This is a genomic window from Enterobacter sp. AC1, from assembly GCF_050434705.1.
Classification (GTDB): domain Bacteria; phylum Pseudomonadota; class Gammaproteobacteria; order Enterobacterales; family Enterobacteriaceae; genus Enterobacter; species Enterobacter cloacae_L.
Map to the genome: position 1 here is coordinate 119,565 of NZ_JBNDIZ010000006.1, position 21,821 is coordinate 141,385.

Here is a 21,821-nt window from a genome sequence, read left to right on the forward strand (position 1 = left end):
CCCCCGTCAGAAATCGTATTTATTGATGTTCTCTTTGGTGAACACCACGCGCTCCGGCAACAGCACGATGCCGTTGCCCTTCGCCTCATACTGGTAGCCCTGCACGCTGTTCGGCTCGACCTTCAGCGCCCCGATATTTTTTACGTCCACGCTGTCGCCCACGTTAAGATCGCCCTTTTTCAACAGGCGATCGGCGACATTGACCGCAATTTTGCCCTGTTGTACGACATCCCACAGGCCAAAGGCTTTTACCGTGCCGCGCTCAACGTACGGACGCATCACGTTCGGCGTACTGAACCCGACAATCGCCACCCCTTCCCGCTTCAGGTTTTCTGCCGCCTGCGCGGCGGCCGGGAGCGCGTTAGCGTCCGGCGCGATGATGGCATCCAGATCCGGATACGCTTTTAAGATCCCTTCGGCGGTTTGCAGGGATTTGGTGGCGTCGTTATAGCCAAACTGCGTGGTGACGACCTGCCACTGGGGATGGTCTTTCTCAATTTTGACCTTCGCCTCTTTCACCCACTGGTTCTGGTCGGTAACGGTCGGGCTGGAGTAGAAGAACGCCACTTTGGCATTCGGTTTGGTGACCTGCTTGCCCGCCATCTCCACCAGCAGGCCGCCGAGCTGTTCCGGCGTCCCCTGGTTGATGTAGATGCTGCGGCACTCCGGCTTGGTGTCGGAATCCCAGGTCAGCACCTTGACGCCGCGCTGCATCGCGCGCTTCAGCGCCGGGCAGAGGCCGTCCGGCGATACGGCGGAGACGATGATGGCGTTATAGCCCTGGTTGACGAAGTTATTGATGAGCTGCACCTGGCCGGAGACGCTCGGCTCGGTTGGGCCGTCGTAGGTGACGTCCACGCCGAGATCTTTCCCCGCCTCTTTCGCGCCGTTGCCGCCGCTGGTGAAGAAGCCGACCCCCACCAGTTTTGGGATAAATGCAATGCGGTCCGCCGCCTGCGCCGAGGCGAAGCTGAGGGCCATTGCCAGGACGAACAGTTTTGTTTTCATCTTACGCTCCGGATAGTTTTCTAAAGAAAGATCGCACCCATTCACGGTGCAGACTCAGCGAACGTCCCATCACCACCACAACCAGCAGCGCCCCTGACAGCGCGCTCGACACCTGATTAGGTATGCCGACCATCTGTAAACCCTGCTGCAGGTAGCCCACCAGCAGCGCCGCCAGCGCCGTACCGACAACCGAACCTGACCCGCCGTAGATATTGGCCCCGCCGAGCACGGCGGCGGTGAGGGCTGGCATCAGCAGATCGCGCCCCAGATCCGAACGCGCTGAGCCGAAATAGGAGACCATCACCAGCGCGGCAACCGCCGAGGCCACGCCCACCAGGCCGTACAGCGCATAGGGCATGCCGTTCACCGACAGCGCCGCATAGCGCGCTGCGCGCGGGTTTTGCCCGATTAAAAACAGGTGACGACCAAAGCGCCCGCGATGGGTAATCAGCCAGAAGAAAAACGTAATCACCGCGAACAGCACCAGCGGGATCGGCAGCCCTAAAACGGTAAGGTTGGCGAACGCGGTAAAGCTGTCCGGGAAGCCGCCGATGCCCTCGTAGCCCGTCGCGCCCGCCATGCCGGAGAGCAGCAGCGCCCCGCCGCCGTAGAGGTAGAGCGTGCCGAGGGTAATCACCAGAGGGCTGATGCCGGTGTAGTGGATCAGCGCCGCATTCACCAGCCCGCAGAGCAGACCCAGCAGCAGCGTCAGGGGGATGGCAATCGCCATCGGCCACCCCGCCTGCATCATGACGCCCAGCGCAATGGCGCACAGGCCGATAGTCGAGCCGAGGGAGATGTCGATCCCACCGCTGATAATCACCAGCGTGAGCGGCAGCGCCACGATGCCAATACAAATGAAGTCGCTGGTGCTGAACAGCAGCATGTTGATATCAAGCATGCGCGGGTTGATGGCGCCAAAGAGAAGGATCTCCAGCACCAGTAAAATGAGCAGCGCGCTTTCCCAGTTAAGCCTCATTTACGCCACCTCTTTTTTGCGTTTGGGAAAGGGGGTAACGTGCTTTCCCCCTCTGTTGCCCGGCTGGAAGCGGCCGTACTTCAGCGCCCGCTGGTGGCGCGCCAGCGCCTGGCGCAGGCGCCCGTCGAGCACCAGCACGCCCAGCAGCACCAGCCCGGCGATAAAGTCGTTCCACCACGCCGGGAGCCTGAACAGCACCAGCACGGTGTCGATTTGGGTCAGGAAGAAGGCGCCGAGCAGCGCGCCAACCAGTGTGCCCGTGCCGCCCAGCAGTGAAATGCCGCCGAGCACGCAGGCGGCAATGGCCTTCATCTCCAGCCCGCTGCCGGTCTGGTTCGGCACAAAGCCAATCTGCGCGGCAAAGACAATTCCGGCGCAGGCCGCCAGCATGCCGTTCAGGGTAAAGGCAATCATGCGGGTGCGGTTCACCGCCACGCCCAGCTGGCGCGCGGCGGCAAGGTTATCGCCCACGGCATAGAAATCACGACCGAACGCGGTGCGCGACAGCGTCCACGCTCCTGTGGCCGCGATAATCAACACGACTATTCCGAGCGGTGAAATGCCGATGGCGGCAGGCTCAGAGAGGGATTTTAACGCTGGCGGCAGTCCTTCAATCCACTTCCCGCCCGTCCAGAGCAGCATCGCCCCGCGGTACAGCCCCAGCGTGCCGAGGGTGGCGACAATCGCCGGAATGCGCAGCCCCACCACCAGAAAACCGTTGAACGCCCCCGCCAGCGCGCCAATCGACAGCGCGAAGAGTATGGAAACGGGCAGGCTGTAGCCGCTGTTCAGCGCCACGCCGACGGCGATCGCCGAAAGCCCGACGGTAGAGCCGACGGAGACGTCAATATTGCGGGTCAGCATCACCAGCGCGGCGCCGAGCGCCAGCAGGATCAGGATCTGCGAGCTGGCGAAGATCATCCCCAGCGTCTGCAGGCTCAGGTAGGACGGATTCAGCGCCACCAGCACGGCGAACAGCGCCAGAATCGCGAGAAAGGCGCTCAGCTCGCGGTTTCTCAGTAAGATCTTCATGATTGTCCTCCGAACGCCAGCGCCATCATCCGGTCGAGGCTGACGGCGTGGCGCGGCAGTTCGCCGCTGAGTACGCCCTGGTGCATCACCAGCACGCGGTCCGCGAGGCCCGGGAACTCATCGAGATCGCTTGAGATCATCAGCACCGCCACGTTCTGCGCCGCCACGCTTTTGAGCAGCTGATAGATATCGGCGCGCGCCGCCACGTCCACGCCGCGCGTCGGTTCATCGACGATCAGCAGTAAAGGATTGGCCTCCAGGCAGCGCGCCAGCAGCACCTTCTGCTGGTTACCGCCGGAGAGCGTGCGTACGGTTTGATCCGCATGGTTAAGCTTGATCCCCAGCGCCCGGTGGTAACGCTCCACCACCGCAGTCTCCCGCCTGCGCTGCTGCCAGAGAGACGGCTCGTTCAGCGCCACGGTGTTCCAGCGGATCGGCGCGTCGAGGAACAGGCCGGACACCTGCCTGTCTTCCGGCAGGTAGACCAGCCCTTTGTCCAGGCGTGAACTGACCGGATCGCCGGTGATCTCCTGGTTTTCCAGCCAGATCCGCCCGCCGCGTACCGGCCGCAGGCCGTAAAGGGTTTCGGCAAACTCGGTGCGCCCGGATCCCACCAGACCGGCCAGGCCGACGATCTCCCCGGCGTAGATCTCAAGGCTCAGATCGATAAACCCCTCCCCGGTAAGATCGTCCACCCGCAGCACCGGAAAATCCTGCGGCTGCGTGCGGCGGTTGCCCGGCAGCGCCAGCCACAGCTTTTGCGCGTCGCTCAAGCCTTTCTCCCGGCTCACCGGCGTCATGGCGGCGATGAGGGCGTTATCGTCAAAGTGTGCCGTTTCGCCGCTGAGCACCACCGCGCCGTCGCGCATCACCGAGACGTGGCTCGAAAGCATGCGAATTTCCGGCAGCTTGTGCGAAATAAAAACAATGCCCACGCCGAGCGCCTGCAGGGCGCGGATCTGGCGAAACAGCCGCTCGGTTTCGCCCGGCGTGAGCGACGCTGTGGGTTCATCAAGGATCAGGATCCTGGCGTTGCGCATTAATCCGCGCAGGATCTCGACCATCTGCTGATCCGCCACTTCCAGGGTGCTGGCGGCGGCGTCGAGGTTAAGCGGGCACTGCAGCTGCTGGAGCTTCTCCGCCAGCCGCTTTTCCAGATCGCGTTCGCGCGGCAGGCGGAACAGGATGTTTTCCCGCACCGTCAGGTTGGGGAACAGCAGCGGCTCCTGCGGCACCAGGTAAATGCCTAACCTGTGCGCCTGCGCGGGCGTGAGCCGCCCATATGACTGCCCCTCGACAGTAAGTTCACCGCTGTCCGGCGTTTCCACCCCGGCGATAATCTTCATCAGCGTCGATTTTCCCGCGCCGTTACCGCCCATCAGCGCGTGCACCTGGCCCGCAAGCAGCGTGAAATCAATGCCTTTTAGAACCGGCACGCCGGAAAACTGCTTGCTGATATTTCGCGCTTCAAGAAGTGAGGTCATCATCGCTCCGCTATTGAACAAATGATTTTTAGATTCAATAATGTTCAAAAGCGTAGACGGTGAACTATATTTACAACCGTGCAGGGATCACAGTTTTATCGATTGAGATACAGATAAACCAGAAACGATCTAAAAGATCCGTTTTGTCGCGTGGCTCACATTTTCCCTTCGCGCCATCACGAACATATGATCTAAATTTTTATAAGAGTTCAACTATGAGCGATAAACGCACTGCGGAAGAAGGACGGTTTGCCGGGCTGGCGCTGGCGGAAGAGGAGCTGGTGGCCCGCGTGGCCTGGTGCTACTACCACGACGGGCTGACCCAGAACGATATCGGCGAGCGACTCGGGCTGCCGCGCCTGAAGATCTCCCGCCTGCTGGAGAAAGGCCGTCAGTCCGGGGTGATCCGGGTGCAGATCAACTCCCGATACGAGGGCTGCCTGGCGCTGGAAACCGAGCTCCAGCAGCGCTTTGGCCTGAAGCTGGTGCGTGTCATGCCCGCCCTGAATACCCCGCCGATGAACGTGCGGCTGGGCATTGGCGCCGCGCAGTCGCTGATGGGCGTACTGGAGCCCGGCCAGCTGCTGGCGGTGGGGTTTGGTGAAACCACCATGAGCAGCCTGCAGCATCTGAGCGGCTTTATCAGCTCGCAGCAGATCCGCCTGGTGACGCTCTCCGGCGGCGTGGGGCCGTATATGACCGGTATCGGCCAGCTGGACGCGGCCTGCAGCGTCAGCATGATCCCCGCCCCGCTTCGCGTGTCATCCGCCGAGGTGGCCGGGATCTTAAAACGTGAAACCAGCGTGCGGGACGTGATCCTCGCCGCCACCGCAGCCGACGTGGCGGTGGTCGGCATTGGTTCGGTGAACCAGCGCCGTGACGCAACCATCCTGCGCTCCGGCTATATCAGCGAAGGCGAGCAGCTGATGTACGCCCGCAAAGGCGCGGTCGGCGATATTCTCGGCTATTTCCTCAATGCCGAAGGTGAATGCGTCGAGGAGCTGGAGATCCACAAAGAACTGCTGGGCGTCACGCTCGATGAACTGGCGCAGCTGCCCACCATCGTTGGCGTGGCCGGAGGAGAAGAGAAAGCCGATGCGATTTATGCCGCACTGAAGGGCCGCCGTATCAATGGCCTGGTGACGGAGGAGACGACAGCCCGCGCGGTGCTGGCCCTGACGTAACGGGGTTGCCCTGCGCTAACAACGAGGCAAGCTCATGAGTTACCTTTTAGCGTTAGATGCAGGGACAGGCAGCGTTCGCGCCGTGATTTTCGATTTACAGGGCAACCAGATTGCCGTCGGTCAGGCCGAGTGGAAACACCTGAGCGTGGAGAACGTGCCGGGCTCGATGGAGTTCGACCTGGAGACCAACTGGCGGCTGGCCTGCCAGTGTATTTATCAGGCGCTGGAACGTGCGCACCTGAGCGCGGCGGATATTCAGTCCGTCGCCTGCTGCTCGATGCGCGAAGGGATCGTGCTGTACGACCGCAACGGCGAGGCCATCTGGGCCTGCGCCAACGTCGACGCCCGCGCCAGCCGCGAGGTGGCCGAACTCAAAGAGATCCACGACGACCGTTTTGAATCCGAGGTGTATGACGTCTCCGGGCAAACTCTTGCCCTGAGCGCCATGCCGCGCCTGCTGTGGCTGGCACACCATCGCCCGGATATTTACCGCAAGGCCGCCACCATCACCATGATCAGCGACTGGCTGGCGGCGAAGCTCTCGGGCGAGCTGGCGGTCGACCCGTCTAACGCCGGCACCACCGGCATGCTCGATCTCTTCTCCCGAGACTGGCGGCCGGCGCTGCTCGACATGGCCGGCCTGCGCGCCGATATCCTCTCCCCGGTGAAAGAGACCGGCACCGTGCTGGGCGCTATCACCAAAGAGGCCGCGCAGCAGAGCGGCCTGCGCGAGGGCACACCGGTGGTGATGGGCGGCGGCGACGTGCAGCTGGGCTGTCTTGGGCTGGGCGTGGTCCGCGCCGGGCAGACGGCGGTGCTGGGCGGCACCTTCTGGCAGCAGGTAGTGAACCTGCCGCAGGTGCGCACCGATCCCGAGATGAACATCCGCGTGAACCCGCACGTTATCCCCGGCATGGCGCAGGCTGAGTCGATCAGCTTCTTTACCGGGCTGACCATGCGCTGGTTCCGCGACGCCTTCTGCGCCGAGGAAAAGCTGATTGCCGAGCGGATGGGCATGGACACCTATTCCCTGATGGAAGAGATGGCCAGCCGCGTGCCGGCAGGCTCCCACGGGGTAATGCCGATCTTCTCTGACGCGATGCATTTTAAGCAGTGGTACCACGCCGCGCCGTCGTTTATTAACCTCTCCATCGACCCGGAAAAGTGCAACAAAGCGACGCTGTTCCGCGCCCTGGAGGAGAACGCGGCGATCGTCTCGGCCTGCAACCTGGCGCAGATCTCGCGCTTTTCCGGCGTGACGTTTGAGAGCCTGGTGTTTGCGGGCGGCGGGGCCAAAGGGGCGTTGTGGAGTCAAATTTTAAGCGACGTCACCGGGCTGCCGGTGCGCGTGCCGGAAGTGAAAGAGGCGACGGCGCTGGGCTGCGCAATTGCGGCAGGCGCGGGCGCGGGGCTATTTGCGGATATGGCCTCGACGGGCGAGCGGCTGGTGAAGTGGAGCCGCGAGTTCACGCCGAACCCGCAGCACCGCGAGCTGTACGACGGCATGATGCAGAAGTGGCAGGCGGTGTACGCCGATCAGCTTGGGCTGGTGGACAGCGGGTTGACGACGTCGATGTGGCAGGCGCCGGGGCTGGTAAAAACCCACACCCCTCACCCTGCCCCTCTCCCCTAAGGGGAGAGGGAAAAAACCCGATCGAGCCAATTCTTTAAGGCCGCACCGGCCAGTCTCCTCTCCCCTTAGGGGAGAGGGTTAGGGTGAAGGATGAAGTTCTTTGAGATCTATCACAATCATTCGATCCCGCTTTTACCTTTCCGCTGCCGCTGGCTAAATTAGTAACTCATCCGACCACATAACAATAATTTTACACTGGAAGAGACTATGAGCCGCTACCCGTCGTTATTCGCCCCCCTCGATCTGGGGTTCACCACACTCAAAAACCGCGTGTTGATGGGCTCGATGCACACCGGGCTGGAGGAGCATCCGGACGGGGCCGAGCGTCTGGCGGCCTTCTACGCCGAGCGCGCGCGCCACGGCGTGGCGCTGATAGTCACTGGCGGCGTGGCCCCTGCCCCTTCCGGCGTCGGCATGGAGGGCGGCGCGGTCCTGAACGATGCGTCACAGCTGCCGCACCACCGCATGGTGACCGACGCGGTCCACCGCGAGGGCGGTAAAATCGCCCTGCAAATCCTGCACACCGGACGCTACAGCTACCAGCCGAACCTTGTCGCGCCGTCGGCTCTTCAGGCGCCGATTAACCGCTTTAAACCTCACGCCCTCACCCACGACGAGATCCTGGCATTGATTGACGACTTCGCCCGCTGTGCGGCGCTGGCGCGCGAGGCGGGTTACGACGGCGTCGAGGTGATGGGCTCAGAAGGCTACCTGATTAACGAGTTCCTCGCCGCCCGCACCAACCAGCGCGACGACGAATGGGGCGGCGACTATGCCCGCCGCATGCGTTTTGCCGTGGAGGTCGTGCGCGCCGTGCGCGAACGTGCGGGCGCTGATTTTATTATCGTCTTCCGCCTGTCGATGCTCGACCTGGTAGAGGGCGGCGGCACCTTCGTCGAAACCGTGCAGCTGGCGCAGGCGATTGAAGCCGCTGGCGCCACCATTATCAACACCGGCATCGGCTGGCACGAGGCGCGCATCCCGACCATCGCCACGCCGGTACCGCGCGCGGCGTTCAGCTGGGTGACGCGCAGGCTGAAAGGCAAAGTATCTGTTCCGCTGGTCACCACTAACCGCATTAACGATCCGCAGGTGGCGGACGATGTGATTTCGCGAGGCGACGCCGATATGGTGTCGATGGCGCGTCCGTTCCTGGCGGATGCCGAACTGCTCTCCAAAGCGCAAAGCGGCCGTGCGGATGAAATCAACACCTGCATCGGCTGTAACCAGGCCTGTCTGGATCAGATTTTCGTCGGCAAGGTCACCTCATGCCTGGTTAACCCGCGCGCCTGCCATGAAACCAAAATGCCGGTCGTTGCGGCGGTCAGTAAAAAACGCCTGGCCGTGGTGGGCGCAGGCCCGGCAGGGCTGGCGTTTGCGGTGAATGCCGCTTCCCGCGGGCACAGCGTGACGCTGTTTGATGCAGCCGGGGAAATTGGCGGTCAGTTTAATATCGCCAAGCAGATCCCCGGCAAAGAGGAGTTCTATGAAACCCTGCGCTACTACCGCCGGATGATCGCGCTTACAGGCATCGATCTGCGGCTTAACCAGTTTGTCAGCGCGGCGGACCTGATCGGTTTCGACGAGGTGATCCTGGCAAGCGGGATCGTACCGCGCATGCCGGCGATCGAGGGTATCGATCATCCGAAGGTGTTGAGCTATCTGGATGTATTGCGTGACAAAGCGCCGGTTGGCGAGAAGGTGGCGATTATCGGCTGCGGCGGGATCGGCTTTGATACCGCCATGTACTTAAGCCAGCCGGGCGAGGCCACCAGCCAGAACATTGCCGAGTTTTGCGTGGAATGGGGTATCGACACCAGCCTGAACCAGTCCGGCGGGCTACGCCCGGAAGGGCCGCAACTGCCGAAAAGCCCGCGCCAGATCGTGATGCTCCAGCGTAAAGCCAGCAAGCCGGGCGAAGGGCTGGGTAAAACCACGGGCTGGATCCACCGCGCCACCCTGCTCTCGCGCGGGGTGAAGATGATCCCAGCGGTGAGCTATCAGAAGATCGACGACGAGGGCCTGCACGTCACGATCGGCGGCGAGCCGCACCTGCTGCGCGTGGATCATGTCATTTTATGTGCCGGGCAGGAGCCGAAGCGCGATATGGCGGATCCGCTGCGCGAAGCCGGTAAAACGGTGCATTTGATTGGCGGGTGCGACGTGGCGATGGAGCTGGACGCGCGGCGGGCAATTGCGCAGGGGACGAAGTTGGCTCTGGCGATCTAGGGCATTGCCGGGCGGCAGGGTAAAAGCAAAACGGCAACCCCGTTGCCGTTTTTAGTATTTGCCCCCTCTCCCTGTGGGAGAGGGTTGGGGTGAGGGCATCAGGCCGCACATCCCCAATCTTAACGACGACGCCCCAGCTTCACCGCCTTCAGCACCACGAACTTGTTATTGGTTGCAATGGTGACGCAGTTGCCGAAAATCTTCTTCAGCTTGTGGAAGTAGTCCAGGTGGCGGTTTGCCACGATGTACAGCTCGCCGTTGATTTTCAGGCAGCGGCGCGCGTGGTGGAACATCTCCCAGGCGACGTTATCCGTCAGGGCGTGCTTCTGGTGGAACGGCGGGTTACAGAACACGGCGTTGAAGCGGAAAGGCTCTACGCCCGACAGCGCGTTGTTGATCATAAACTCGCAGCGATCCAGCGCTTCCGGCAGGTTGGTTTCCACGTTCAGACGGCTGGAGGCCACCGCCATCGGCGACTCGTCGCTGAACACCACGCTGGCGTTCGGGTTCTTCGCCAGCAGCGTCAGGCCAATCACGCCGTTACCGCAGCCCAGATCGACGATTTCCCCTTCCAGATTTTCCGGCAGATGTTCCATAAAGAAACGCGCGCCGATATCCAGACCGGTGCGGGAGAAAACGTTCGCATGGTTGTGGATGGTCCAGTCAGTGCCTTCCAGCTTCCAGCTCAGGGTCTCCGGCGCGTCGGCCAGTTCCGGCGCGCTGAAGGTGCAGTTGATCAGGCGCGCTTTTTTCCACGCCAGCGTGGTGGTGGTTGGGCCGAGGACTTTCTCGAACAACTCCAGCGTCGAGGTGTGAATATCGCGCGCTTTGGCACCCGCGATAATGCGGGTTTCTGGCGTCACGACCTTACGCAGCGCGCGCAGCTGCTGCTCCAGCAGCGCCATGGTTTTTGGCACCTTAATCAATACCACGCCCGGCGCCTGCGGGTAGTCCGCAGTGCTGTCGAGGAACTTCACGCTGGACTCTTCGATGTCGTTGTGACGCAGGTTTTCACGCGTCGCCAGCTCGCTTAAGTAGGAGTCGCCGATGCTGTACGGGGTGTGTTCAGCCAGCGCGCAGCCCAGCGCGCCAAACGCGTCATTCAGGATCAGTACCGGGCCGCGGATTTCAGTCTCATCCAACTGCTGCAGCAGATATTCATCCGCCGCTTCCCACGCCATAAGCGGGTTGACGTCGTCCGTTTCCGGGAAACGTTTAAGGTTGAGTGAACGGAAACCGTTGTCTAAGTGGCTCATCGGCCCTCCTGAATGGTAAAATTTCGGCGTTATCCCTGAAAAGGGTGCGTGAGTATACCCGTTTTCAACTTATTTTGGGGTTTTGATGAACCAGCTGACTTATCTTCAGGGCTACCCGGAGCATCTGCTTTCCCAGGTACGCACGTTAATTGCCGAGCAAAAACTGGGGGCGGTACTGGAAAAACGCTACCCCGGCACGCACGATTTTGCGACCGATAAAGCCCTCTGGCAGTATACGCAGGATCTGAAAAGCCGCTATCTGAAGAGCGCGCCGCCGATCAACAAGGTGATGTACGACAACAAGATCCACGTGCTGAAAAACGCGCTCGGCCTGCACACCGCCATCTCCCGCGTGCAGGGCGGCAAGCTGAAAGCCAAAGCCGAGATCCGCGTCGCGACCGTGTTCCGTAACGCACCGGAAGCGTTTCTGCGGATGATCGTCGTCCATGAGCTGGCGCACCTGAAAGAGAAAGAGCACGACAAAGCGTTTTACTCCCTTTGCTGCCACATGGAGCCGCAGTACCACCAGCTGGAGTTTGATACCCGGCTATGGCTTACGCATTTATCGTTAAATGGTAATGCGGAATAGCGCACTGGTTTTGCAATAATCCCGTGCTACAGTGGCTAAAGGTTCCCCGCTACGGAGTACGTAAACGTTTATGATACGTTTCGCAGTCATTGGTACGAACTGGATCACGCGCCAGTTCGTCGACGCCGCCCATGAAACCGGCAAATATAAGCTTACCGCAGTCTATTCCCGCAGCCTCGAGCAGGCGCAGAGCTTCGCGAACGACTATCTGGTTGAACATCTGTTCACCTCGCTCGATGAAATGGCGCAGAGTGACGCCATTGACGCGGTGTATATCGCCAGTCCGAACTCCCTGCACTTCCCGCAAACGAAGCTGTTCCTCAGCCATAAAAAGCATGTGATTTGCGAGAAGCCGCTGGCGTCGAATATCGAAGAAGTGGAAGCGGCCATTGCGCTTGCCCGCGAAAACCAGGTGGTGCTGTTCGAAGCCTTCAAAACCGCCAGCCTGCCGAATTTCCTGCTGCTGCAGCAGTCGCTGCCGAAAATTGGCAAAGTGCGTAAAGCCTTTATCAACTACTGCCAGTACTCGTCGCGCTACCAGCGCTATCTCGACGGCGAGAACCCAAATACCTTTAACCCGGCCTTCTCTAACGGTTCGATCATGGATATCGGCTTCTACTGCCTGGCCTCTGCCGTGGCCCTGTGGGGCGAGCCGCATGGCGTAACGGCCACCGCCAGCCTGCTGGAGAGCGGCGTGGATGCGCACGGTTTAGTGGTGCTGGACTACGGCGATTTCAGCGTCACGCTGCAGCACTCCAAGGTGAGCGATTCCGTGCTGCCGAGCGAAATTCAGGGCGAAGCGGGCTCGCTGGTGATCGAGAAGATCTCCGAGTGCCAGAAGGTGAGCTTTGTGCCGCGCGGCGGTAAAGCGCAGGAGCTGACGCAGCCTCAGCATATAAACACTATGCTCTATGAGGCAGAGGTCTTCGCCCGTCTGGTGGAAGACGACGAAGTGAATCACCCGGGTCTCGCGGTCAGCCGCACCACGGCGAAGCTGCAAACGGAGATCCGCCGTCAGACCGGCGTGGTGTTCCCGGCAGACGGCGTGAGCGCGGAAGCTATCGCGTAAAGCTGTGTAATGAAACGGCGCAGACCATTGACGAAACCAATGGTCTGACATATTTTGTTACCTGCAAAGGGGAGTAACTTCTTCGTCGGTGGATCGTCATTACGATGCGTGCAATACCGCATCCGGTCGCCGGGCAACCTTCGTGGTTGTAAGTGAGACCTTGCCGGAAGGCGAGGTCGATGCATAAAAAGCTAACGGCTATCGTCTTCTGACCATGGCCGTTTTTGTTTTTTATGTGTAAGGAAAATAGTATGCATTCTGTCGGCACTCCAATGTTGTGGGGCGGATTCGCGGTTGTCGTGCTCATCATGCTGGCGATCGACCTCTTTTTGCAGGGACGTCGCGGCGCGCACGGCATGACCATGAAGCAGGCCGCGGCCTGGTCTCTGGTATGGGTTACCCTTTCCCTGCTGTTCTGTGCTGCCTTCTGGTGGTATCTGGCCTCGACCGAAGGCCGCGCGGTGGCCGATCCTCAGGCGCTCGCCTTCCTCACCGGCTATTTGATTGAAAAAGCCCTGGCGGTTGATAACGTCTTCGTCTGGCTGATGCTGTTCAGCTACTTCGCCGTGCCTGCTGCCCTGCAGCGCCGCGTGCTGGTCTACGGCGTACTGGGCGCGATTATCCTGCGTACCATTATGATCTTCGCCGGCAGCTGGCTGATTACCCAGTTCGAGTGGCTGCTGTACGTCTTCGGCGCGTTCCTGCTGTTCACCGGGGTCAAAATGGCGCTGGCGAAAGAGGACGGCTCTGCGATTGGCGATCGTCCGCTGGTGAAGTGGATCCGTGGACATCTGCGCATGACTGACAGGATCGAGAGCGAGCACTTCTTCGTGCGCAAGAACGGTCTGCTGTTCGCCACCCCGCTTCTGCTGGTGCTGATTCTGGTTGAGCTGAGCGACGTGATTTTCGCGGTGGACAGCATCCCGGCCATTTTCGCGGTAACCACCGACCCGTTCATCGTCCTGACCTCAAACCTGTTCGCGATCCTCGGTCTGCGCGCCATGTATTTCCTGCTGGCAGGCGCGGCGGAGCGCTTCTCGATGCTGAAGTACGGCCTGTCGGTGATCCTGGTGTTTATCGGTATCAAGATGCTGATCGTCGATTTCTACCACATCCCGATCGCCATTTCGCTCGGCGTGGTGTTTGGCATTCTGATCGTGACGCTGATTATCAATACCTGGGTTAACCGCCAGCACGATAAGAAGCAGCAGGTGGAGTAATTCCCTCACCCCGGCCCTCTCCCACAGGGAGAGGGTGAACACACTTTTGTAACGCAGTAGTTAAAAAATATGATGCAACACGTAAAATCCAGCATTTTACGCTTCCCTCCTTTCTTGCATTCCCTATACTCGACCAGGCAAACATTTACTTACATCCGGACATAAATGTGACTTAGAGCACATCCGGGATGGAACGCAATTTCACTTAAGGAACACCTATGACTACATCTTCGTCGGGTATGTTTGCGCGCCTCTCGCGCGGCAGCCTCGTTAAGCAAATACTGGTTGGCCTGGTGCTCGGCGTCGCGCTGGCATTGATCTCAAAATCTGCCGCAGAGGCAACTGGCCTTCTCGGTACCCTCTTCGTCGGCGCACTGAAAGCGGTCGCACCGGTGCTGGTTCTGACCCTGGTGATGGCCTCTATCGCGAATCATCAGCAAGGGCAAAAAACCAATATCCGCCCCATTCTGTGGATGTACCTGCTGGGCACATTCTCTGCGGCCCTGACGGCTGTGGTGGTGAGCTTTATCTTCCCGTCCACGCTGCAGCTGACCACCGGCGCAACCGACATTACGCCGCCGGCGGGGATCGTTGAAGTCATGCATGGCCTGCTGATGAGCATTGTTGCCAACCCGATCCACGCGCTTATCAACGCAAACTACATCGGGATCCTGGTATGGGCAGTCGGTTTGGGCTTTGCCCTGCGTCATAGCAACGACACGACAAAAAACCTGGTCAACGACCTTTCACACGCCGTGACGTTTATCGTGACGGTGGTCATCCGCTTTGCGCCGATAGGTATTTTTGGCCTGGTAGCGTCAACGCTGGCAACCACCGGTTTCGGCGCGCTCTGGGGTTATGCGCAGCTGCTGCTGGTACTGATTGGCTGTATGGCCGTGGTGGCACTGGTGATTAACCCGCTGCTGGTGTTCCTGCAGACCCGCCGCAACCCGTATCCGCTGGTGCTGATGTGCCTGCGCGAAAGCGGTGTGACCGCCTTCTTCACCCGCAGCTCGGCGGCGAACATTCCGGTCAATATGTCGCTGTGCGAAAAGCTCAATCTGGACCGGGACACCTATTCCGTCTCGATCCCGCTGGGGGCGACGGTCAATATGGCGGGGGCGGCGATCACGATTACCGTTTTAACCCTGGCGGCCGTGCATACGCTGGGTATTCCTGTGGATCTACCTACTGCGCTGTTGCTGAGCGTGGTAGCGTCTCTCTGTGCCTGCGGTGCATCAGGCGTGGCGGGCGGCTCTCTGCTGCTGATCCCGCTGGCGTGTAACATGTTCGGCATTCCGAACGAGATCGCCATGCAGGTGGTTGCGGTAGGCTTTATCATCGGCGTATTGCAGGACTCCTGCGAGACCGCGATTAACTCCTCTACCGACGTGATGTTCACCGCCGCCGTATGCCAGGCGGAAGACGCGCGCCTGGCAAAGAACGCCCTGCGAGGTTAACAGCAAAACGGCAACCCTGAGGTTGCCGTTTTTAGTGTTTGTACCCTCTCCCTGTGGGAGAGGGTGAGGGCATCAGGCCGCATCGATTAAAGCGTCACACCACTCTTAAAGATCGCCAGCTCGCGGAAGTCGTTCTTCTCATTGCAGGTCTGCTTGCCGTTAGCCAATTCCACAATCGTGTCCACAAACTCCGTCAGCAATTCAGGCATCGCTTTGCCGTGTATCAGCTGGCCCGCATCAAAATCGATCCAGTGTTTTTTCTTCGCCGCCAGCTCGCTGTTGGTGGCAATTTTCACCGTCGGTACAAAGCCGCCGTACGGCGTGCCGCGTCCGGTGCTGAACAGCACCATGTGGCAGCCTGCCCCGGCCAGCGCGCTGGTGGCAACCGCATCGTTCCCGGGCGCGCTCAGCAGATTCAGACCGTGCGTTTTCAGGCGTTCGCCGTAGCGCAGAACATCCACCACCTGGCTCGCGCCCGCTTTCTGGGTGCAGCCGAGGGACTTCTCCTCAAGTGTGGTAATCCCGCCCGCCTTGTTACCCGGAGACGGGTTCTCATAAATAGGCTGGTTGTGGGCGATGAAGTACTGCTTGAAGTCGTTCACCATGGTGACGGTCTTCTCAAACGTCTCTTCGTCGCGGCAGTGGCTCATCAGAATACGCTCCGCGCCGAACATTTCCGGCACTTCGGTCAGCACCGTCGTGCCGCCGTTGGCGATCACGTAGTCCGAGAAGCGGCCCAGCATAGGGTTGGCGGTGATACCGGACAGGCCATCAGACCCGCCGCATTCCAGACCAAACTTCAGCTCGCTCAGCTTGCCCGGCTCGCGCCTGTCATGGCGCATCACTTCGTACAGCTGATGAAGCTCTTCAATGCCCGCTTCCACCTCATCGTCCTGATGCTGACACACCATAAAATGCACGCGCTCAGGGTCAAACTCACCCAGCGTCTCGCGGAAGGCGTCCACCTGATTGTTCTCGCAGCCAAGGCCGATCACCAGCACCGCGCCCGCATTCGGGTGACGCACCATATTTTGCAGCATGGTACGGGTATTGATGTGGTCGTCGCCGAGCTGGGAGCAGCCATAGGTATGGCTGAACAGATGCACCCCGTCAGTGCCTTCGGCATTGTTGGTCTCTTTCAGAAAGCGCGTCTGGATCTGACGCGCAATCCCGTTCACGCAGCCGACGGTCGGGAGGATCCACAGCTCGTTGCGGATCCCCACGTCACCGCTGGCGCGACGGTAGATCTGCACCTCACGATCCGCCGCCTGCATCGCTTCCGCAGGTAATTCAGGTTGATAGCTGTACTCGTCCAGATCGCTAAGATTGGTGCGGGTATTGTGGGAATGAATATGTTCACCCGGCGCGATATCCGCTAACGTATGCCCAATCGGCAGGCCGTACTTCACGACGTTGTCCCCCTTAGCGAGAGGCTTCACGGCAAACTTATGCCCGCGAACGATCGCCTGACGCAGGGTGACGCTCTGGTTATCGACGGTCACCACGTCGCCTTCACAGAGATCCGTCAGCGCGACGGCCACGTTATCCAGCGAATGGATTTTGATGTATTGCATATCAACCTCAAACGGCCCTAGTTCAGTTCAATGGCGAAGTAGTCACGCGCATTGTTAAAGCAGATGTTTTTCACCATTTCGCCCAGCAGCTGGATATCCGCTGGCGCTTCGCCTGCGTGGACCCAGCGGCCAATCATCTGGCACAGAATGCGGCGGAAATATTCATGACGGGTATAGGACAGGAAGCTGCGGCTGTCGGTCAGCATGCCGACAAAGCGGCTTAACAGGCCAAGCTGCGCCAGCTGCGTCATTTGACGTTCCATGCCGTCTTTCTGATCGTTGAACCACCAGCCGGAGCCGAACTGCATCTTGCCCGGCATCCCTTCGCCCTGGAAGTTGCCGACCATGGTGCCCAGCACTTCGTTATCGCGCGGGTTCAGGCAATAGAGAATGGTTTTTGGCAGCAGGTTTTGTTCGTTCTGTTTGCTCAGCAGCTTAGACAGCTCTTCGGCCAGCGGACGGTCGTTGATGGAGTCGAAGCCTACATCAGCGCCCAGCAGCTTAAACTGGCGCTGGTTGTTATTGCGCAGCGCGCCGATATGGTACTGCTGTACCCAGCCGCGGCGTGCATATTCCGCGCCGAGGAACACCAGCACCGCCGTTTTAAACTGTGCCACTTCGTGCTCGCTCAGGCCCTCGCCGGAGAGACGACGCGCCAGAATGCTGTCCAGCTCGGCTTCGTTTGATTCCGCAAACAGCACCACGTCCAGCGCGTGGTCAGAAACTTTACAGCCATGTGCCGCGAAGTGATCCAGACGTTTGGTCAGCGCGGCTTGCAGGTCTGCGAAACGACGAATGTCGGTATCAGAGACTTCTGCCAGCTTCGCCATGTAATCGCTGAACGTGGCCTGTTCGATATTAAAGGCTTTATCCGGACGCCAGCTTGGCAGCACTTTAATGTCAAACGCGCCGTCTTTGGCGATCGCCGCATGGTGTTCCAGAGAGTCAATCGGATCGTCGGTGGTGCCCACCATCTTCACGTTCATCTGCTTCATGATGCCGCGCGCGGAGAAGTTATCCTGCGCCAGCAGCGCATTGCAGCGCTCCCAGATTTCATCGGCGGTCGTTGGGGAGAGCAGCGTTCCGGTAATACCAAACGGGCGGCGAAGCTCAAGATGCGTCCAGTGGTAGAGCGGGTTGCCGATGGTGTGCGGAACGGTCGACGCCCAGGCGTCAAACTTCTCGCGGTCGCTGGCGTCACCGGTACACAGGCGCTCAGCGACGCCGTTGGTGCGCATGGCGCGCCATTTATAGTGGTCACCCTTCAGCCAGATGTCATACAGGTTTTTGAAACGGTAATTTTCGGCAACCTGCTGCGGCGGCAGGTGGCAGTGGTAGTCGAAAATCGGCTGGTCTTTTGCGTAGTCGTGGTACAGGCGGCGAGCAAATTCGGTATCTAACAGAAAATCGTCGGTCATAAACGGCGTCATTATCGTCTTCCTCATTACGGGAGCGTCAGAAAGCGTATGTTCATATGCTGCAAAGTTATCACACCAATTTCCACCCACCGAAGCTTTTTTCGTGAGTGAGATCAATAAACGTCAACAAATAAATTACCCTCAATGGAGTAATCCCTTCTGCAACCCGCGCCAATACTGGCTTCGCCCGCGATGATGAATGTCCCCACAAAGAATCATACATTTGTGATATCACTCACCTTTTAAAGTTGTATGACAAGTTATCTTTTCGCCGTCGCAAACACTCAGCCGACGGAATGCATTACCGGTGTGAGAGACATCGGGTTTAACGGTACGGATACCGACTTATGCACGCTTACTTATGGCAAGGTTCGGGCCGTTCCGGGACATGCTCCCGGCTACGCCCCTCCCGTTACACAACTGCTCCCGGAAACGGTTGAGAAGTTGCCGCGTTCTGGCGCGGAAATAACATAACGATGAGGTTTTAGATGCGTAAAATTAAAGGGTTACGTTGGTATATGATCGCGCTGGTGACGTTAGGCACCGTGCTGGGCTACCTGACGCGTAACACCGTGGCAGCAGCTGCGCCAACGTTGATGGAAGAGCTGCATATCTCCACGCAGCAATACTCCTACATCATTGCCGCCTATTCCGCGGCGTATACCATCATGCAGCCCGTGGCAGGCTATGTGCTGGACATACTCGGCACCAAAATCGGTTATGCCTTCTTCGCCATCGCCTGGGCGGTGTTCTGCGGAGCAACCGCGCTGGCGGGCAGCTGGGGTGGTCTTGCGCTGGCGCGCGGCGCGGTAGGTGCAGCTGAAGCCGCCATGATCCCCGCAGGGCTGAAGGCCAGCTCCGAGTGGTTCCCGGCAAAAGAGCGTTCCATTGCGGTCGGTTACTTCAACGTCGGCTCGTCCATCGGGGCGATGATAGCGCCGCCGCTGGTGGTGTGGGCTATCGTGATGCACAGCTGGCAGATGGCGTTCATCATCTCTGGCGTGCTGAGCTTTGCGTGGGCCATGGCGTGGCTGATTTTCTATAAACACCCGCGCGATCAGAAAAAACTGTCTGAAGAAGAACGCGAGTACATCATTGGGGGTCAGGAAGCGCAGCATCAGACCAACAACGGCAAAAAGATGACCGTCTGGCAGATCCTGGGCACCCGTCAGTTCTGGGGTATCGCCCTGCCGCGTTTCCTGGCTGAACCGGCCTGGGGTACCTTCAACGCGTGGATACCCCTGTTCATGTTTAAAGTCTACGGCTTTAACCTGAAAGAGATCGCGATGTTCGCCTGGATGCCAATGCTGTTTGCTGACCTGGGCTGTATCGTTGGCGGCTACCTGCCACCGCTGTTCCAGCGCTGGTTTGGGGTGAACCTGATCGTTTCCCGTAAGATGGTGGTGACCATGGGTGCGCTGCTGATGATTGGCCCGGGCATGATCGGCCTGTTCACCAGCCCGTATGTGGCTATCGCCCTGCTGTGCATCGGTGGTTTTGCGCACCAGTCCCTGTCCGGCGCGCTGATTACGCTCTCCTCCGACGTTTTCGGCCGTAACGAAGTGGCAACCGCCAACGGCCTGACCGGGATGGCCGCCTGGACCGCAAGCACGATGTTTGCTCTGGTGGTCGGCGCGCTGGCGGATACCATCGGCTTCAGCCCGCTGTTCGCGGTGCTGGCGATCTTCGACCTGCTTGGCGCGGTGGTTATCTGGACGGTGCTGAAAAGCAAATCGGCAGAAGAGCTGGCGAAAGAGTCCCTCGGAAAACCGGCAACGCAGAGTTAGCGAAAATGCGTCTCACCGAAGCCGCCTCCGGGCGGCTTTTTTAATGGCATAATCTGGAGAGTGGCACGCAAAAGTGGTATAACAAATCATCTGCCGTACCCTGCCTGGAGCGCATATGGAAATCACCGAACCACGTCGTTTATATCAACAACTTGCTGCCGAGCTGAAAGATCGCATCGAGCAAGGGGTCTATCTTGTCGGTGATAAACTTCCCGCCGAGCGCTTTATCGCGGATGAAAAAAGCGTGAGCCGCACCGTCGTGCGCGAAGCGATCATCATGCTGGAAGTGGAAGGCTACGTTGAGGTACGCAAAGGCTCCGGCATTCACGTGATTTCTAATTTGCCGAAACACTCTCCCGTTGCAGACGAAAGTCTGGAATTCGCCAGCTATGGTCCGTTTGAGCTGCTCCAGGCTCGCCAGCTGATCGAAAGCAATATTGCCGAATTTGCCGCGACGCAGGTGACCAAGCAGGACATCATGAAGCTGATGGAAATCCAGGAGAATGCCCGCAAGGAAAAATGTTTCCGCGATTCAGAGTGGGATCTGCAGTTCCACGTTCAGGTCGCCCTGGCAACCCAAAACACGGCGCTGGCGGCAATTGTTGAGAAAATGTGGACTCAGCGCGTTCACAACCCGTACTGGAAAAAACTGCACGATCACATTGATTCCCGTACCGTCGATAACTGGTGTGACGACCACGATCAAATCCTCAAGGCGCTGATTCGTAAAGACCCGCATGCCGCTAAGCTGGCGATGTGGCAGCACCTGGAAAACACCAAGCAGATGCTGTTCAATGAAACCAGCGATGACTTCGAATTTAACGCTGATCGCTATCTTTTTGCCGATAATCCCGTTGTTCATCTCGATACGGCGTCCAGTGCCGTAAAATAGATGACCTTTCTGCCGGCAGGCGCTTCGCTGCGCCCTCCGGCTTAGGTGGGTAAGCAAAACATATATAGTGTCAGCCTTTGTAAATCCCCTCGCTCCCCTCCATGGCTTACGCCAAAATCAACTCACCCCTGCAAATTCTGTGACGCAGAACGTTGGGCTTTGTTACAATTGGATTCAATTCGTTATTTTGTAAGTTAGTGCTTGCTAACCAGCCAATTAACAGGGAACAGTGTTGGCCACACCGCAATGTGTCCGCGAGCGACCATAATGAAATCACAACAATGTCGCCGTGCTGTTTGTCCCGGATAACAGGCGTGACGTTAACCGATTTCCAGGAACATTGAATGGAACTTTTGACCCAACTACTGCATGCCCTCTGGGCGCAGGATTTTGAAACGCTGGCCAACCCCTCCATGATTGGCATGCTCTATTTCGTCTTGTTTATGATCCTGTTCCTTGAGAACGGTTTGCTGCCTGCTGCCTTCCTGCCCGGTGACAGCCTGCTGGTGCTCGTTGGCGTGCTGTGTGCCAAAGGGGCGATGGCGTTTCCACAGACCATATTGCTACTGACCGTCGCCGCAAGCCTCGGCTGCTGGGTGAGCTACATCCAGGGACGATGGCTGGGCAATACCCGGATCGTCCAGAACTGGCTTTCTCATCTTCCGGCGCATTATCACCAGCGGGCGCACCACCTGTTCCATAAGCACGGGCTTTCTGCGCTGCTGATTGGCCGCTTTATCGCTTTTGTTCGTACCCTGCTGCCTACGATTGCCGGCCTGTCCGGTCTGAGCAGCGCGCGCTTCCAGTTCTTCAACTGGATGAGCGGCCTGCTATGGGTGCTTATTCTGACGACGCTGGGCTATGCGTTGGGTAAAACCCCGGTCTTCATGAAATATGAGGACCAGCTGATGTCCTGCCTGATGCTGCTGCCCGTTGTGCTGCTGGTCTTTGGCCTGATTGGCTCCCTGGTTGTCCTGTGGAAAAAGAAATACGGAGCCAGAGGTTAA

General features: G+C 59.2%; 17 protein-coding genes. 10 read left to right on the forward strand and 7 right to left on the reverse strand.

What is annotated here, in order from left to right; translation table 11 throughout:
• Positions 1 to 6: 6 nt before the first annotated feature.
• From lsrB to lsrA, 4 genes are read right to left on the reverse strand one after another with little or no spacing between them, the layout of a single operon-like run.
• On the reverse strand, positions 7 to 1,008 hold the full coding sequence (gene lsrB / locus M2433_RS17270) for an autoinducer 2 ABC transporter substrate-binding protein LsrB (RefSeq protein ID WP_429055890.1): 1,002 nt from the start codon (positions 1,006 to 1,008) through the stop codon (positions 7 to 9).
• Between the two features lies 1 nt (position 1,009).
• Positions 1,010 to 1,987 carry an autoinducer 2 ABC transporter permease LsrD gene (gene lsrD / locus M2433_RS17275; protein ID WP_429055888.1) on the reverse strand — a complete coding sequence of 326 codons (978 nt, stop codon included), beginning with the start codon at positions 1,985 to 1,987 and terminating at the stop codon, positions 1,010 to 1,012.
• Positions 1,988 to 3,019, reverse strand: coding sequence for an autoinducer 2 ABC transporter permease LsrC (lsrC, locus tag M2433_RS17280; RefSeq protein ID WP_429055886.1), 1,032 nt, complete (start codon positions 3,017 to 3,019; stop codon positions 1,988 to 1,990).
• Positions 3,016 to 4,503 (reverse strand): autoinducer 2 ABC transporter ATP-binding protein LsrA, encoded by a 1,488-nt coding sequence (lsrA, locus tag M2433_RS17285; protein ID WP_429055885.1) that lies wholly within the window; start codon positions 4,501 to 4,503, stop codon positions 3,016 to 3,018. The genes lsrC and lsrA overlap by 4 nt, the downstream gene beginning before the upstream one ends.
• A gap of 215 nt (positions 4,504 to 4,718) precedes the next feature.
• On the opposite strand from lsrA, the gene lsrR reads away from it, so the two are divergent.
• From lsrR to M2433_RS17300, 3 genes are all read left to right on the forward strand, one after another.
• Positions 4,719 to 5,687, forward strand: coding sequence for a transcriptional regulator LsrR (lsrR, locus tag M2433_RS17290; RefSeq protein ID WP_010435856.1), 969 nt, complete (start codon positions 4,719 to 4,721; stop codon positions 5,685 to 5,687).
• 34 nt (positions 5,688 to 5,721) lie between these two features.
• Entirely contained in the window at positions 5,722 to 7,320 is a 1,599-nt protein-coding gene (gene lsrK / locus M2433_RS17295; RefSeq protein WP_429055883.1) for an autoinducer-2 kinase, read from the forward strand.
• 207 nt (positions 7,321 to 7,527) lie between these two features.
• Positions 7,528 to 9,549, forward strand: a complete 2,022-nt coding sequence (locus tag M2433_RS17300) for an FAD-dependent oxidoreductase (protein ID WP_429055881.1) — start codon at positions 7,528 to 7,530, stop codon at positions 9,547 to 9,549.
• Between the two features lie 119 nt (positions 9,550 to 9,668).
• Here the strand turns inward: M2433_RS17300 and rlmG are convergent, their stop codons facing one another.
• Positions 9,669 to 10,805, reverse strand: coding sequence for a 23S rRNA (guanine(1835)-N(2))-methyltransferase RlmG (rlmG, locus tag M2433_RS17305; RefSeq protein WP_429055879.1), 1,137 nt, complete (start codon positions 10,803 to 10,805; stop codon positions 9,669 to 9,671).
• 85 nt (positions 10,806 to 10,890) lie between these two features.
• Between rlmG and M2433_RS17310 the strand changes: the two genes are divergently transcribed.
• The 4 genes from M2433_RS17310 to sstT all read left to right on the forward strand — a co-directional run bounded on the left by M2433_RS17310 (position 10,891) and on the right by sstT (position 15,143).
• Positions 10,891 to 11,394 (forward strand): YgjP-like metallopeptidase domain-containing protein, encoded by a 504-nt coding sequence (locus tag M2433_RS17310; protein ID WP_233002746.1) that lies wholly within the window; start codon positions 10,891 to 10,893, stop codon positions 11,392 to 11,394.
• A 70-nt stretch (positions 11,395 to 11,464) separates the two neighbouring features.
• Positions 11,465 to 12,463: a Gfo/Idh/MocA family protein gene (locus M2433_RS17315; protein WP_429055878.1), complete on the forward strand. Its 999-nt coding sequence runs from the start codon at positions 11,465 to 11,467 to the stop codon at positions 12,461 to 12,463.
• A gap of 251 nt (positions 12,464 to 12,714) precedes the next feature.
• Entirely contained in the window at positions 12,715 to 13,683 is a 969-nt protein-coding gene (locus M2433_RS17320) for a TerC family protein (RefSeq protein WP_429055876.1), read from the forward strand.
• Positions 13,684 to 13,901: 218 nt separating this feature from the next.
• Positions 13,902 to 15,143 carry a serine/threonine transporter SstT gene (gene sstT, locus M2433_RS17325; protein ID WP_429055874.1) on the forward strand — a complete coding sequence of 414 codons (1,242 nt, stop codon included), beginning with the start codon at positions 13,902 to 13,904 and terminating at the stop codon, positions 15,141 to 15,143.
• Positions 15,144 to 15,229: 86 nt separating this feature from the next.
• Here the strand turns inward: sstT and M2433_RS17330 are convergent, their stop codons facing one another.
• Both M2433_RS17330 and uxaC read right to left on the reverse strand, forming a co-directional pair.
• The gene (locus tag M2433_RS17330) at positions 15,230 to 16,717 is read right to left on the reverse strand and encodes a UxaA family hydrolase (protein WP_429055872.1); all 1,488 of its coding nucleotides are present in this window, start codon (positions 16,715 to 16,717) and stop codon (positions 15,230 to 15,232) included.
• A gap of 17 nt (positions 16,718 to 16,734) precedes the next feature.
• The gene (gene uxaC / locus M2433_RS17335; RefSeq protein WP_429055870.1) at positions 16,735 to 18,147 is read right to left on the reverse strand and encodes a glucuronate isomerase; all 1,413 of its coding nucleotides are present in this window, start codon (positions 18,145 to 18,147) and stop codon (positions 16,735 to 16,737) included.
• A gap of 476 nt (positions 18,148 to 18,623) precedes the next feature.
• On the opposite strand from uxaC, the gene M2433_RS17340 reads away from it, so the two are divergent.
• From M2433_RS17340 to yqjA, 3 genes are all read left to right on the forward strand, one after another.
• On the forward strand, positions 18,624 to 19,922 hold the full coding sequence (locus tag M2433_RS17340) for an MFS transporter (protein WP_024906406.1): 1,299 nt from the start codon (positions 18,624 to 18,626) through the stop codon (positions 19,920 to 19,922).
• A 115-nt stretch (positions 19,923 to 20,037) separates the two neighbouring features.
• Positions 20,038 to 20,814 carry a transcriptional regulator ExuR gene (gene exuR / locus M2433_RS17345; RefSeq protein WP_023333538.1) on the forward strand — a complete coding sequence of 259 codons (777 nt, stop codon included), beginning with the start codon at positions 20,038 to 20,040 and terminating at the stop codon, positions 20,812 to 20,814.
• A gap of 344 nt (positions 20,815 to 21,158) precedes the next feature.
• Positions 21,159 to 21,821 (forward strand): DedA family general envelope maintenance protein YqjA, encoded by a 663-nt coding sequence (yqjA, locus tag M2433_RS17350; RefSeq protein ID WP_008503144.1) that lies wholly within the window; start codon positions 21,159 to 21,161, stop codon positions 21,819 to 21,821.

Coding starts and splice junctions, on each gene's coding strand:
- lsrB (WP_429055890.1), bottom strand. CDS start 1,008: ATGAAAACAAAACTGTTCGTCCTGGCAATGGCCCTCAGCTTCGCCTCG.
- lsrD (WP_429055888.1), bottom strand. CDS start 1,987: ATGAGGCTTAACTGGGAAAGCGCGCTGCTCATTTTACTGGTGCTGGAG.
- lsrC (WP_429055886.1), bottom strand. CDS start 3,019: ATGAAGATCTTACTGAGAAACCGCGAGCTGAGCGCCTTTCTCGCGATT.
- lsrA (WP_429055885.1), bottom strand. CDS start 4,503: ATGACCTCACTTCTTGAAGCGCGAAATATCAGCAAGCAGTTTTCCGGC.
- lsrR (WP_010435856.1), top strand. CDS start 4,719: ATGAGCGATAAACGCACTGCGGAAGAAGGACGGTTTGCCGGGCTGGCG.
- lsrK (WP_429055883.1), top strand. CDS start 5,722: ATGAGTTACCTTTTAGCGTTAGATGCAGGGACAGGCAGCGTTCGCGCC.
- M2433_RS17300 (WP_429055881.1), top strand. CDS start 7,528: ATGAGCCGCTACCCGTCGTTATTCGCCCCCCTCGATCTGGGGTTCACC.
- rlmG (WP_429055879.1), bottom strand. CDS start 10,805: ATGAGCCACTTAGACAACGGTTTCCGTTCACTCAACCTTAAACGTTTC.
- M2433_RS17310 (WP_233002746.1), top strand. CDS start 10,891: ATGAACCAGCTGACTTATCTTCAGGGCTACCCGGAGCATCTGCTTTCC.
- M2433_RS17315 (WP_429055878.1), top strand. CDS start 11,465: ATGATACGTTTCGCAGTCATTGGTACGAACTGGATCACGCGCCAGTTC.
- M2433_RS17320 (WP_429055876.1), top strand. CDS start 12,715: ATGCATTCTGTCGGCACTCCAATGTTGTGGGGCGGATTCGCGGTTGTC.
- sstT (WP_429055874.1), top strand. CDS start 13,902: ATGACTACATCTTCGTCGGGTATGTTTGCGCGCCTCTCGCGCGGCAGC.
- M2433_RS17330 (WP_429055872.1), bottom strand. CDS start 16,717: ATGCAATACATCAAAATCCATTCGCTGGATAACGTGGCCGTCGCGCTG.
- uxaC (WP_429055870.1), bottom strand. CDS start 18,147: ATGACGCCGTTTATGACCGACGATTTTCTGTTAGATACCGAATTTGCT.
- M2433_RS17340 (WP_024906406.1), top strand. CDS start 18,624: ATGCGTAAAATTAAAGGGTTACGTTGGTATATGATCGCGCTGGTGACG.
- exuR (WP_023333538.1), top strand. CDS start 20,038: ATGGAAATCACCGAACCACGTCGTTTATATCAACAACTTGCTGCCGAG.
- yqjA (WP_008503144.1), top strand. CDS start 21,159: ATGGAACTTTTGACCCAACTACTGCATGCCCTCTGGGCGCAGGATTTT.